This is a genomic window from Psychrobacillus sp. FSL H8-0510 (genome assembly GCF_038008345.1).
Taxonomy (GTDB): domain Bacteria; phylum Bacillota; class Bacilli; order Bacillales_A; family Planococcaceae; genus Psychrobacillus; species Psychrobacillus psychrotolerans.
Genome location: NZ_JBBOYZ010000001.1, coordinates 39953 through 52519, shown reverse-complemented (window position 1 = coordinate 52519; position 12567 = coordinate 39953). Strand labels below are relative to the sequence as shown.

General features: G+C 36.0%; 15 protein-coding genes. 1 reads left to right on the top strand and 14 read right to left on the bottom strand.

The features are described from left to right. Nucleotides 1-171: 171 nt before the first annotated feature. From spoVG to metG, 11 genes are all read right to left on the bottom strand, one after another. The gene (spoVG, locus tag MHI40_RS00250) at nucleotides 172-459 is read right to left on the bottom strand and encodes a septation regulator SpoVG (protein WP_093538668.1); all 288 of its coding nucleotides are present in this window, start codon (nucleotides 457-459) and stop codon (nucleotides 172-174) included. 446 nt (nucleotides 460-905) lie between these two features. Continuing rightward, a complete protein-coding gene (locus MHI40_RS00245; protein ID WP_340761072.1) occupies nucleotides 906-1277 on the bottom strand; it encodes a RidA family protein in 372 nt (123 codons plus the stop codon). After that, complete coding sequence (purR, locus tag MHI40_RS00240) at nucleotides 1255-2106, bottom strand: pur operon repressor (protein ID WP_093538636.1); 852 nt, start codon at nucleotides 2104-2106, stop codon at nucleotides 1255-1257. Before purR ends, MHI40_RS00245 begins: the two co-directional genes overlap by 23 nt. Nucleotides 2107-2161: 55 nt before the next feature. Continuing rightward, complete coding sequence (gene ispE / locus MHI40_RS00235; RefSeq protein WP_093538667.1) at nucleotides 2162-3028, bottom strand: 4-(cytidine 5'-diphospho)-2-C-methyl-D-erythritol kinase; 867 nt, start codon at nucleotides 3026-3028, stop codon at nucleotides 2162-2164. A gap of 331 nt (nucleotides 3029-3359) precedes the next feature. After that, nucleotides 3360-3533: a small, acid-soluble spore protein, alpha/beta type gene (locus MHI40_RS00230; protein ID WP_093538635.1), complete on the bottom strand. Its 174-nt coding sequence runs from the start codon at nucleotides 3531-3533 to the stop codon at nucleotides 3360-3362. Nucleotides 3534-3659: 126 nt separating this feature from the next. Further along, complete coding sequence (gene veg, locus MHI40_RS00225; RefSeq protein ID WP_093538634.1) at nucleotides 3660-3923, bottom strand: biofilm formation stimulator Veg; 264 nt, start codon at nucleotides 3921-3923, stop codon at nucleotides 3660-3662. A 154-nt stretch (nucleotides 3924-4077) separates the two neighbouring features. Beyond that, entirely contained in the window at nucleotides 4078-4956 is an 879-nt protein-coding gene (gene rsmA / locus MHI40_RS00220; RefSeq protein ID WP_340761071.1) for a 16S rRNA (adenine(1518)-N(6)/adenine(1519)-N(6))-dimethyltransferase RsmA, read from the bottom strand. Nucleotides 4957-4959: 3 nt separating this feature from the next. Then, nucleotides 4960-5520 carry a ribonuclease M5 gene (gene rnmV, locus MHI40_RS00215; RefSeq protein WP_093538632.1) on the bottom strand — a complete coding sequence of 187 codons (561 nt, stop codon included), beginning with the start codon at nucleotides 5518-5520 and terminating at the stop codon, nucleotides 4960-4962. Between the two features lie 86 nt (nucleotides 5521-5606). Further along, nucleotides 5607-6818 (bottom strand): G5 and 3D domain-containing protein, encoded by a 1212-nt coding sequence (locus MHI40_RS00210; protein ID WP_093538631.1) that lies wholly within the window; start codon nucleotides 6816-6818, stop codon nucleotides 5607-5609. Nucleotides 6819-6936: 118 nt separating this feature from the next. Beyond that, nucleotides 6937-7707: a TatD family hydrolase gene (locus MHI40_RS00205; protein WP_093538630.1), complete on the bottom strand. Its 771-nt coding sequence runs from the start codon at nucleotides 7705-7707 to the stop codon at nucleotides 6937-6939. Nucleotides 7708-7893: 186 nt separating this feature from the next. Beyond that, entirely contained in the window at nucleotides 7894-9849 is a 1956-nt protein-coding gene (gene metG, locus MHI40_RS00200) for a methionine--tRNA ligase (protein ID WP_340761070.1), read from the bottom strand. A gap of 343 nt (nucleotides 9850-10192) precedes the next feature. Between metG and MHI40_RS00195 the strand changes: the two genes are divergently transcribed. Beyond that, nucleotides 10193-10468 carry an AbrB/MazE/SpoVT family DNA-binding domain-containing protein gene (locus tag MHI40_RS00195; RefSeq protein ID WP_093538628.1) on the top strand — a complete coding sequence of 92 codons (276 nt, stop codon included), beginning with the start codon at nucleotides 10193-10195 and terminating at the stop codon, nucleotides 10466-10468. Nucleotides 10469-10634: 166 nt separating this feature from the next. Here MHI40_RS00195 and rsmI read toward each other — a convergent pair whose 3' ends face one another. The 3 genes from rsmI to MHI40_RS00180 are packed head-to-tail and all read right to left on the bottom strand — an operon-like array spanning nucleotide 10635 to nucleotide 12509. Further along, a complete protein-coding gene (rsmI, locus tag MHI40_RS00190) occupies nucleotides 10635-11513 on the bottom strand; it encodes a 16S rRNA (cytidine(1402)-2'-O)-methyltransferase (protein ID WP_340764311.1) in 879 nt (292 codons plus the stop codon). Then, a complete protein-coding gene (locus tag MHI40_RS00185) occupies nucleotides 11513-11776 on the bottom strand; it encodes a GIY-YIG nuclease family protein (protein ID WP_340761069.1) in 264 nt (87 codons plus the stop codon). Before MHI40_RS00185 ends, rsmI begins: the two co-directional genes overlap by 1 nt. After that, complete coding sequence (locus MHI40_RS00180; protein ID WP_340761068.1) at nucleotides 11763-12509, bottom strand: tRNA1(Val) (adenine(37)-N6)-methyltransferase; 747 nt, start codon at nucleotides 12507-12509, stop codon at nucleotides 11763-11765. The genes MHI40_RS00185 and MHI40_RS00180 overlap by 14 nt, the downstream gene beginning before the upstream one ends. Between the last annotated feature and the right edge of the window lie 58 nt (nucleotides 12510-12567).

Here is a 12567-nt window from a genome sequence, read left to right as displayed (position 1 = left end):
CTATAGCCGAAATGAAGCAAGATTTCAAGGAAATATCTCTTGACAAATACATGACAAAACAAGTAATATATTTGAATTTCTTAAATAATCGACTAATCTATACTAGTTTTGCTAATCTTTGAGAAATCGACATAAAAAAACCATCTCTCAGAGAAATGGTTTTATTTGCCCTTATACAGTTGGCTCTCCAACTTTTTCTTCTACTTCATTACTTAAATGATAGGCATAAAGAATAGCATCTTGAATTTTTGTACGTGTTCCTACGTTAATAGGGTGAGCAATATCTCTAAACTCACCTTCTGTTGTCCTTTTGCTTGGCATTGCTACAAACAAACCATTATTTCCATCTATTACACGAATATCATGGACAACGAACTCATTGTCCAGTGTAATGGAAGCGATAGCCCTCATACGACCATCAGTAGTCACTTTTCGTAATCTTACGTCTGTTACTTCCATTCTCTCACCACCCTTTTTCAAAGTTGCAAATATCTCTTTCATTTGTTATTCCACAAAAACTTCTGAATTCCTTCTTTTTACAAGAAATATTTTAAATATTTTAAATTATTAATTCTAAAACGATACAAATGGAGATTATAATCAAACCAGTAAGAAAAATCCAGAAGTGAAAAAAGCGTTAAGCAAAGACTCCACCTGAACGGAATATAGTCATCTAATTGTTCATTCTTATACAAGTCCCTTAAAACGAAAGACACCTGCTCCTTTAGAGCGAAACCAGTTTATCCCCTTTTCGAGGTACTTTAGACAACCATTTCGATATAGAACTTAGGGATGCTAGTTGGATGCGACTGTCGTCACAACCAACTAGCATCCCTTTTTCAGTAATATTATGGTGTTTCCTATATCAAAAAAGGCGTTTCCGAGGAAACACCTTTCATCTACTTTTATACTACTGCAATTACTTCTATTTCTACCTTTACGTCTTTTGGTAGTCTCGCAACTTCTACCGCAGAACGTGCAGGCTTGTGACCGTTAAAATGCTTCTCATAAGCTTCGTTAAATTCTGCGAAATCATTCATGTCTTTTAAAAAGACAAGGGTCTTTACTACTTGAGTCAAGGAAGAGCCTGCTTCTGTTAAAACTGCCTCTAAATTAGCAAATACTTGAGCTGTTTGCTCTGTAATAGAGCCCTCTACCACTTCTCCTGCAGATGTTAACGGAATTTGACCTGAACTGTAAAACATTCCATTCACAACCATCCCTTGTACATATGGACCGATTGCTGCAGGTGCATTAGTTGTTGATACTGCTTTCATTTAATTTGCCACCTTTCTCAAAGTAATTTCCTTGTGTTAAAGCAATTGTTCCATCTTTTTCATTTACCTCGTGAAGCTTTACTAGAGATAAATAATCATCAACTAATTGTTCCCCTTGATGCTCTGCCTCTACTAGTACAGCTATACCAGCTAACTCACAATTGAATTCTTCTAGCAAGCTCTTCATGCCATTAATCGTTCCTCCGACTTTCATGAAGTCATCCGTGATTAAGACACGTCGCCCTTTTTCCATACTTCTTTTAGAAAGAACCATTGTTTGAATACGTCGTGCTGAGCCAGACACATAATTAATACTTACCGTTGGACCCTCTGTTACTTTACTATCTCTTCGTACAATGACTACAGGTACATTTAAATGTCTTGCTATAGCATGTGCAATTGGAATACCTTTAGTAGCTACCGTCATGATGGCATCAATTTTCGAATTCGCAAATGCAGATGCGAATACTTTACCGATCTTATTCATAAGTGACGGGTTTCCTAACAGGTCCGTCATATACAAATAACCACCCGGTAACAACCGATCCACTTTAGAAAGTTGTGTCATCAAATCTTCTGCTATTTCTAGCACATCTTCTTCTGCTACTGTTGGGATAAACTTGACTCCGCCTGCCGCTCCAGGAACAGTGACAAGCAAGCCTCTACCTCTCGCTTCAAATGTTTCTTTTACAATGGTTAAATCTTCACTTATAGAAGACTTAGCAGATTGATATAAATTAGCAAAGAATGTCAAAGGGATTAATTTATGTGGATGCTCCATAAGATATTGAGTCATATCTACAAGCCGTTCACTTCTTTTCCATTTCATACTATCACCTCCAAAGACGAATGTTTTATAGAAAACTTAACACAAACATCCGGTTTTAAGCAAGCGGTTCCCGATCTCCCATTAATCGAACTGCATATACTTCATCGCAAAATCCGCGAAGACCATTATATATTCTCTGGACTCTTGTCTCATGATCAACTATTCCAAATACAGTTGGACCACTTCCACTCATTAATACAGCGTCCGCTCCAAATCTTTTCATTTGCTCTTTTAAAACAGCAACCTCTGGATATAGCTTGAGTGTTACATCCTCCAATACGTTTCCGACGGAAGCGCACATTAGATCAAAGTCTTTTTGATGAATAGATTCTATCATTTTAGTAGTATTCGGATGTTTTATTTCATTTACTTTTAAATTACCGTAAATATCTGCAGTAGATACCCCTAGCGTCGGCTTAGCAAGAATGATCCAGCAATTAGCAGGCGAAGGAAGTTCTTGTATTCGCTCTCCTCTTCCGGTAGCTAAAGCAGTACCTCCATACACACAAAACGGCACATCTGAACCTATTTTGGTGCCAATTTGAGCAAGCTCGTCCAGGGAAAGACCTAATTCCCAAATAATATTGAGCCCTTTTAAAGTGGCAGCTGCATCACTACTACCACCCGCTAGACCAGCAGCTACAGGTATATTCTTTTCGATTGTTATAGAAACTCCCTTTTTCACTCGATAGGTTTCTTTTAGAATCTTTGCAGCTTGATATGCTAGATTCCGATGATCGTTTGGAACAAAGCGATCTACTGATAATATATGTATTGCTCCATCTTCTCTTACCTCTAGTCCTATACGGTCTGCTAAATCCACAGTAGTCATTATCATTTCAACTTCATGGTAACCATCTGGACGCTTATGTAATACATCTAATGTTAAGTTTATTTTAGCAGGTGCTTTTACGTAATACATTCCATCTGCTCCTTCCCCCAAATATGTTGTCCCCTATTTTAACACAGTGTATAAGGAATACGGAAGTGAGATTAAGCTTCTCTTCTTTGATAGAACCTAGGGAAGGAGCAGATGGGAAGTGAAGCTTATTTATAATCTATGAGATTACTTACTTCTTCTATCAATGTGGATTCCACAATAGACATTTAAAAGGGTAAGCACATTAGATCTAACCCTCTTAAATGTGCTTTTACATTAAAGAAAAGACGGATTGCTCCGCCTTTTCTTTTTGCTAGTTGCTCTTTAGTTTCTTCTCGTGCGCATTTTTACGTTAATTTCGGTAAATGATTATTTACTTTGGTGATCTTGCTTGCTGTTCGGCCATTTCAATTGCTCGTTTTACCATATTACCTGCATCACGTGATTTAATTCCTCCCCAGCCCTCGGTTTTGACTACATCATAAAATCCAAGATCTTTGGCTATCTCTTCTTTTAATTCTTTAGACATTATCCCTTTTCTAGACATAGGTGAATCCTCCTTTGGAACAACTAGCTTTTTTAGTATGTCCACAAATCAAAAGAAAACCCCTTTTCTATTTAATAAAATAGAAAAGGGGTTTTTAAAATTATAAAAAAATAAAAGTTCTAAATATCATTTTACAACTATTAAATTATTTGCTTCGTCAAAAATAGTGATTTCTACTGCTTCAGTCAAAACATCTGCATAACTATAAGATACACGTTCAAAAGAGTTTTCATCTTGATCTAAATCGATAACAAATACTGCATGATATGTCTCTCTAAGTACACCTGCACGCTCAATTGTTTTCTTACGTCCTCCGTTTGCTTTTAATTGCAAACGTTTGCCTAAATGATGATCTAATGACTTCTTAATATCAGCTAAAGTTTTTGTCATTTCGCATACACCTCACTAATACCTATCTTACCACCTTTTTATATTTTTGTCAAACAAAATATTTTAACAATCCTTATGCATACTTGTCAACGTTTTTATTTGTTTGAGGTACTCATTTTTTTTATAAATATTACTTATTTTGTAACAAGTAGCATTAATGAAATTCTGCATATAGTTCATTGGATAATTTCCCGAACTCTTCAATGCTTAAAGTTTCTCCACGTCTCGTTGGATCCACCCCTACTTTTTCTAGCGCTTGGATGATTAAATCCTTCTTAGCTTTTCCATTAGGAAGGGATGATTGTAGATTGTTAATAATCGTTTTTCTTCGTTGAACAAAAGAACCACGAGAAACTTTAAATAAAAACTCTTCATCAATGACTTGAACCGGTGGCGCTTCACGTCGAGTAAGTTTTATAACCGCTGAGTCAACATTTGGTTGTGGCATAAACACTGCTTTTGGAACAATCATTGCGATTTCTGTTTGCATATAGTACTGAATAGCAATAGATAGTGATCCGTATGCTTTCGTTCCCGGAAATGCCGTGATTCGATCAGCTACTTCCTTTTGCATCATGACTACCAACCCACGGATAGGGAGACGATCCATTAAAAGTTTCAATAATATTGGAGTTGTAACGTAGTAAGGTAAATTGGCAACCACCATAACGTCTTTGTAATCTTTAAGCTGTTCTTCAAAAATTTGTTTCACATCTACTTCTAAAATATCTGCATGAATAACATCTACGTTGTCATATGGAGATAAAGTATCTGCTAAAACTGGTAGCAACCTTTGGTCGATTTCAAATGCAACCACTTTTCCTGCTGCTCTTGCTAGATGCTCGGTTAATGCTCCAATTCCAGGCCCAATTTCAATTGCTGCGGAATCCTTCGTAAGATCTGCATGACTGACAATATTACGTAATATATTTGGATCTATTAAAAAGTTTTGCCCTAAGCTTTTTTTGAATGAGAAACCATATTTCTTTAATATCTCTTGTGTCCGTATTGGTGTAGCTATATCTTTTTGCATATTTTATTTTTCCTCCATATTAAGTTGTGCTATCGCTTCTTCCACTTGCTGTTGGCTAATCTGAAAAATAGATAGTCGTTTCTGTAGCTGTTTTCCATTAGTGTAGCCTATTTTCAATAGTTCACCCAATCTTGTTCTTCTTTCCTTCGAATGGGGATGACCTATTAGTTGTCCGTCTATTAAAATAGACAACGGGATTTCTAAAAACGTTTCTGTGTCTGATTTTGGGGTATAAACATTAGAAAGAGCAGTACGAATATCTTCATCTTTCGCGTGTTCAATCCCTAAACCCTTGCCGTTTTTCGCAATCGTTTTTTCCTTGGATAAAAATGCATGTTTTACACCCGGAACCTGTTCTTCGATAATAGCACGAATACGTCTTCCTGGATAATCAGGATCAGTAAAGACAATGACGCCACGTTTATCTTGAGCATGACTTATTTTCATAAGCGTTTCTTTAGAAATGGCTGAACCATTCGTTTCAATAGTATCTGCCTCTACAGCACGTTTTATGGCAGTTGTATCATCTTTTCCTTCTACAACTATTATTTCTTTTATTTGCAACCGGTTTTCCTCTTTTCTTTCTTTTTGCTATAGCTATCATAACGCAAAAAAGCTCTCCCAATCAATGAAAGGGAAAGCTATAACGATTAGTTTAAAACTTTTACACGTACTTTTTTACGACCGAAGTCATATGCCTGTGATTTAGAAGCCATGAAAAGGTCAATCTTATTCCCTTTGATAGCTCCCCCAGTATCCCCAGCTACCGCATGTCCATAGCCCTCTACCCATACTTTTGAACCCAGTGGAATAACACTAGGGTCTACGGCAATAACCTTCAAATTAGGATTAGTCTTCAAATTCATCCCTGTCGCAGTTACGCCAGAACATCCATTACAATAAGCAGTATATGCCGTCGCAGTTACATAAAACTCTTTCCCTCCAGATGGAGCTGCCGCTGAGTTTGTTCCACGCGAAACACTAGCAGTCATTACTTTCGTTCCAACTGCCACTACTTTTTTAGTGGGTTCTTTAATTATCTTCTCACTCATCATATTACGAGAAATCTCTTTACCATTTTCTTTCACTACTTCATAAGTCCGTGAAACCGTTCCATTTACACCTTGTTGTACTACTTTTTCTTTCCCTTTTAGTAGCGAGTCTTCTTTTTTCGTTTCTACAGCAAAGTTTGTTGCTTCCTCAACTACATCGGTGACCTTTTCTACTCGCACTACTTGTATTATAGAATTAGGAACTATTGATTCATCCATTTTCTGTTCTACTCGGTCGAATTCACTCAATTGAATGTTTTGTTGTTTTAAAAAGTCAGCGACCGTAGTCGAAGTGGACCGTACCTTCTTCTCTTCACCACCATCTAAAAGCGTTATTTCAAATGCTTTTTCAATAGCAATATTGTTATCAGGTCCAACCTCTGCATCTGCAGCAGGTGTTATTGCATCATGTTCAGTAACTGCAACATTAGCCTTCGCGAGTATTTCTGAAACTAAATCTTCAGTAGTTGTAAGAGTTTGAATTTCTCCGTCTACTGATATTTTTATCTGTCTTGCCTGCTCCCACTCAATCGATAAATTATTTTCGATTGAAGTGTTCACTGAGGGATGTAAAAAGTCTTCATTGGCTACTACTATTTTGTGATCCTTTAATAATTCACCAACTGTATTTGCATGCGTTAATATTTCTTGTTGTTTGCCATCAACTGTTAAAGCAACAGTTTTCTTTGTTCCTTCGAATAAAACGAAAGAAATCACTGCAAGAAACAATAGTAAAGATACTATACTTACTAAGGTTTGCTTGCTCCTCAATGAATTAAAGAACAGATTTTTCATGGGATTATGTAACATGAAAAACGCCTCCTTGTTCACTGAAGTGATTATATAGAGTCCCAAAGAGCTTGTCAACCGATTAGGTTAACTTGTTAATTAAAAGGTATAAATTATACACCTCTTAATTAACGCTTTTTTACTTTGCTAAATTAAAGAACCTTTCTGCATTTTTGGTGGTTGCTTCAGCGACCTCTTCAATTGAAATTCCTTTTAACCGCGCTATTTCCTCGGCAACAAGTGGTACAAGTGCGGGTTCATTTCTTTTTCCTCGATGTGGATGCGGAGCTAAATATGGTGCATCTGTTTCGATCAACAAATACTCCAGTGGAATTTCTGCTGCAACCTCTTTAGGTTTCTTTGCATTTTTAAACGTTACAGGCCCTCCAAGTGATATCATAAAATTCATATCTATACATTGCTTTGCTGTTTCAACACTTCCCCCAAAACAATGCATGATACCTCCTGTAAGATACGCTTCTTCTTCTTGTAAAATACGAATCACATCTTCTGTTGCGTCGCGATTATGAATAATAATTGGTAATTTTACTTTTTGAGCCAACCTTATTTGTTTCCGAAATACCTCTTGTTGAATATCTTTAGGAGATTTATCCCAATGATAATCCAGTCCCATTTCCCCTATGCCTACAACCTTTTCATGTGCCGCAAGTTCTTCAATCCATCTTAAATCTTCTTCTGTACAATCAATCGCATCGACAGGATGCCATCCAACTACAGCATAGATAAAAGAATATTCTTCCACTAACTTCATAGCTCTTTCAATTGTGATACGATCGAACCCAATAACGACCATTTTTTTTACATTAGCTTCCAAAGCACGATCAATCACTTCCTGTAAATCTTCTTCATACTGATCTGCATTTAAATGTACATGTGTATCGATAAACATATGAACTACTCCCTGCCTTTTATAGGTTAAATTACACTCTTTTTAATACTATTTTAGTAATACTTTCTTCAAATCTTCCTTTACTCTAATAAGGGTTGCAGTAATATGCAATATTTTAAATAGTATTTCAAAATATTATATGAATAAAAATAGACCTGTCTAAAAATGACAGGTCTATTTAGAAATTTATTTCACTTGAGCGCCATTTTCAAGATTTTCATCTACTGTAGCTAAAGTCAGATAACCATTTTTTTCACCAGCAAGAATCATTCCTTGAGATAACTCTCCTCTTAACTTCACTGGTTTGAGATTTGCTACTACGATTACTTTTTTACCAATAACCTCATCCGGTTTAAAATGCTGTGCAATACCTGAAATTACTTGACGCTTTTCATACCCCATATCTAATTGCAACTTTAATAATTTATCAGCTTTAGGCACTGCTTCACAAGATAATACTGTTGCAACGCGTAAGTCTACTTTAAAAAAGTCATCAATTGTTATTTCTTCTACCTGAGGTTCCTCTTCTTTTTCTTCTTCCTGAGGAGTTTGAACCGAACCTAGCATTTGTTCACGAATATAAGCTACTTCAACTTCAACATCTAGTCTCGGGAAAATAGGAACCCCTGTTTTTATAACTGTTATACCGTCATTAATAACATTAAATGATCCTAAATTGTCCCATTTTAAATAATCCTCAGTAAAACCAAGTTGTTCTGCAATTTGTTTTGGACTATTGGTCATAAATGGTTGAGCTAGTGTTGCAATTTGACGAAGACTTTCTGCCAAATGAGTCATAACAGATGCTAATTGTCCTCGAGTAGTTTCATCTTTCGCAAGTACCCAAGGTTGAGTTTCATCAATATACTTATTAGTGCGGGAAACTAAAGCCCATAAATCTCCAAGTACTAAGCTAAACTGCATATTCTCCATATTTTCCTGATATTTATTGATTGTGCTTTTGGCAAAGTTCTGGAGAGTTGCATCAAACTCGGTTGTTTCACTTAGTGTTACTGGAATTTTACCATCAAAGTATTTATTGATCATCGAAACGGTTCTATTCAACAAATTTCCTAAGTCATTTGCAAGGTCAAAGTTTGTTCTCTCTACGAAAGACTCTGGAGAAAATACCCCATCTTGACCAAAAGGAAGTTCGCGCAATAGGAAATAACGTGTTGCATCTAATCCATAACGTTCCACTAACACTTCTGGATAAACAACGTTTCCTTTGGATTTAGACATTTTACCGTCTTTCATCATGATAAATCCATGAGCAAAAATCTTTTTAGGTAGCGGTAAATCTAAAGCCATTAGGAATATTGGCCAATAGATTGTGTGGAAACGGACAATGTCTTTACCTACTACATGAACATCCGCAGGCCAGAACTTTTGGAATAAGGAATCATCATCTGATAGATAACCTAATGAAGTAATATAATTAGTTAAAGCATCTACCCACACATAGATTACATGTCTTGGATCGCTAGGCACTTTTATACCCCAATCGAAGGATGTTCTTGATACCGATAAATCTTCTAAACCTGGTTTAATGAAGTTATTGATCATTTCATTTTTTCTAGATTCTGGCTCTATAAAATCTACATTTTCCTCATAATACTTCAACAAACGGTCAGCATACTTTTTCATATTAAAGAAGTATGATTCTTCCTTTACTTTTTGAACTGGACGACCGCAATCTGGACAGTTTCCTTCTACTAACTGAGTCTCAGTGAAAAAGGATTCACAAGGTGTACAATACCATCCTTCATATTCTCCCTTGTAAATATCTCCATTATCCAAGAACTTCTGGAATATTTTCTCTACTACTTTTGTATGGCGTTCTTCCGTTGTTTGGATAAAATCATCATAGGAAATATCCATTAAAGCCCAAACCTTTTTTGCAGCCTCTGCAATTTCATTTACATAAATTTGAGGTTCTTTTCCCGCTTCTTGAGCTTTTTCTTGAATTTTTTGACCGTGCTCATCCATTCCGGTTAAGAAACGAACTTCATACCCTCTAAGTCTTTTATATCTTGCCATCGCATCGGAAGCAACGGTTGTATATGCGGTGCCAATATGAAATTTTCCACTCGGATAATAAATCGGCGTTGTTAAATAGAATGTTTTCTGTTGATCTTTCAATGTAAAGATGCCTCCAATGTTGATTCTCTTTATTCTTTATTCTATCTAAATGAAGAGTTTGTTTCAATCAATTCATTTATACAGTCTTGTCGAACGAAAATTATAAAATAATTAATTTCAAAAAAATAGATAATATATCAAAATAATTCCTATTTACATAATAAATAATCATTTTTTTAACAAAAAATTGACTTATTATCAAATTTATATCGTCGCTCTCTCTTTCGCTAAAGCATTAATTATTGACGGAAATGGGAGTACTTGGTATGATATATTACATAAAAGAGGTTTATGTCGAATCTTGGCGAAAAATATGCACTCTTGAGAGGAGAATAATTTTCATATGAAATCTACAGGTATTGTACGTAAGGTTGATGAATTAGGTCGTGTAGTTATTCCAATTGAATTACGTCGCACGCTTGGTATTGCTGAAAAAGACGCATTAGAGATTTACGTAGATGATGATAAAATCATTCTAAAAAAATATATGCCAAATATGACTTGTGCTGTAACTGGTGAAGTATCAGATGACAACCTACGTCTAGTTGGTGGAAAACTGATTTTAAGCCCAGAAGGTGCAGAATTACTAATTAAAGAGATTCAAAATAACATTAAGTAATTTTGAAATTCCAATAGTTACATATAATTTTTGTAAAAACCGCAAACTTAACTAAGTTTGCGGTTTTTTTATAATTAAATAGAATAAAGAGTAGATCCTATGATCTTATTCCTCCACAAAACTTCTTCTCAGAAGAACGTCGGGGCTCACCTAGGCGTACAATTTTCTATTCTACATGGTAGTTTTGATATACTTCTCGTTTAGACAGTCCTCTTTGAATCGCAACTTCTTTAATAGCTTCTTTTGAAGTACATTGTTTCTCTGCTATTAAGCGATCCACATGCTCTTCTAAGGTTAGTTCTGACCACCATTGTGCTTCATCACTTGTTTCTGAAACCTCTTCGTTCCCTTCTAAAACAATACAGAATTCTCCACGTATCTCTGCCTGCTCCACCCACTCAACAGCCTCGTCAATTGTACCTCTTAAAAACTCTTCAAACTTCTTTGTTAGCTCGCGTGCTAATACGATTTTGCGAGTTCCTTCCATTATAGATTGCATATCCCGTAATGATTCTTTTAAACGGTGTGGTGACTCATATAAAATCACGGATTCCTGTCTTTTTTGCAACTTTTCAATTTCTGCTTTTCTGTCTTTTTTATTGCGACTTAAAAAGCCATAAAAGAAAAAGGGCTGTGTCGAAAGTCCGGATGCTATAAGTGCACTTAATGCAGCGTTTGCACCCGGGATTGGTACAACCGCAAAACCTTCTTGAACTGCTTTAGCAACAATATCTGCTCCAGGATCAGAAATACAAGGAAGACCCGCATCACTAACCAATGCTATGCTTTTACCTTCTCTTAATAATTCTAATAATTTTTCTCCACCAACTTGTAAGTTATGATCATGATAACTTAGCAGTGGTGTAGAAATTTCAAAGTAGTTACACAGTTTCTTAGTATTTCTTGTATCTTCTGCTGCAATAATATCTACCTCTTTTAATATGCGAATAGCCCTCATCGTCATATCTTCTAAGTTACCAATGGGTGTTGCAACTAAATACAAGCAGCTGCCCTGTTCATGTTCGGTCGATTTCTGAGATTTAATCATTTACTTGCCCCCATATATGTTATTTTTTGTTTTCTCGTCAGCTGCTTAAATGCATATTCAGCTTGCATAGCCTCTTGCTTAGTTTCATACATTTCACTGTATATACAAGTGACTGGCCGTTTGGCTCGAGTATATTTTGCTCCCTTACCTTCATTATGTACCTTCACTCTTTTCGCTAGGTCATTTGTATAACCGGCATAATAAGATCCATCTTTGCATTCCAAGACGTAAAAAGTATGCTGTTTTTCACTCTTTTCCATACAGCATCTCTTTAACTTCTTGCGTGTATTTACCATCGTCTCCATACACGTATAGAGGCGCTAGTATTTTCAAATCAGGTTTTCCATCCTTTATACCTTCTATTAACAACGTATTAGCTTCTTTTCCTTCTTTTGGATAGACGAAGCGGATTCGCTTTGGTTCTAAACGATTCGCTCTCATTGCAGTGACGATATCTAAAAGTCTCCCGGGACGATGAACAAAAGCAGCTTTTCCACCTTGTTTTAATAATTCACTAGCTGATTGAACCGCTTCATCTAGAGTAAGGTGAATTTCATGTCGGGCAATTGCTAAATGCTCTTTTAAGTTTTTCTCACTTGCCTCATGAGCTGGAAAATAAGGTGGATTACAAGTAACAACATCAAACTTTTCTGAACCAAGCTCTCTCGCAATCCCTTTAACGTCAGCTTCCACAATAGTAATCTGGTTGGTCAGATTATTAAATTGAACACTTCTCGTAGCCATATCTGCTAATCTTTCTTGTAATTCCACTCCAATAATTTCTACATTTGTTCGCGCGCTTAAAAATAATGGAATTGCTCCATTTCCTGAACAAATATCGATGATTTTACCTCTTTTCATCGGTACATATGCAAACCTTGCTAGCAACACTGCATCTAAAGAAAAAGAGAAGACAGAAGGACTTTGAATAATACGTAAATCTTCTGCCAACAAATAATCTAATCGTTCGTCATCCTTTAACCATTTTTCCATATTTATTACCCCCAAGCAAAACAAAAGACTGACACCCACTTATGGAGTGGCATCAGTC

Coding starts and splice junctions, on each gene's coding strand:
- MHI40_RS00185 (WP_340761069.1), bottom strand. CDS start 11,776: ATGGAAAAGAGTGAAAAACAGCATACTTTTTACGTCTTGGAATGCAAA.
- MHI40_RS00205 (WP_093538630.1), bottom strand. CDS start 7,707: ATGTTTATCGATACACATGTACATTTAAATGCAGATCAGTATGAAGAA.
- MHI40_RS00230 (WP_093538635.1), bottom strand. CDS start 3,533: ATGTCTAGAAAAGGGATAATGTCTAAAGAATTAAAAGAAGAGATAGCC.
- MHI40_RS00210 (WP_093538631.1), bottom strand. CDS start 6,818: ATGTTACATAATCCCATGAAAAATCTGTTCTTTAATTCATTGAGGAGC.
- MHI40_RS00195 (WP_093538628.1), top strand. CDS start 10,193: ATGAAATCTACAGGTATTGTACGTAAGGTTGATGAATTAGGTCGTGTA.
- MHI40_RS00245 (WP_340761072.1), bottom strand. CDS start 1,277: ATGAAAGCAGTATCAACAACTAATGCACCTGCAGCAATCGGTCCATAT.
- ispE (WP_093538667.1), bottom strand. CDS start 3,028: ATGTATTACGTAAAAGCACCTGCTAAAATAAACTTAACATTAGATGTA.
- veg (WP_093538634.1), bottom strand. CDS start 3,923: ATGACAAAAACTTTAGCTGATATTAAGAAGTCATTAGATCATCATTTA.
- MHI40_RS00180 (WP_340761068.1), bottom strand. CDS start 12,509: ATGGAAAAATGGTTAAAGGATGACGAACGATTAGATTATTTGTTGGCA.
- spoVG (WP_093538668.1), bottom strand. CDS start 459: ATGGAAGTAACAGACGTAAGATTACGAAAAGTGACTACTGATGGTCGT.
- purR (WP_093538636.1), bottom strand. CDS start 2,106: ATGAAATGGAAAAGAAGTGAACGGCTTGTAGATATGACTCAATATCTT.
- rsmA (WP_340761071.1), bottom strand. CDS start 4,956: ATGCAAAAAGATATAGCTACACCAATACGGACACAAGAGATATTAAAG.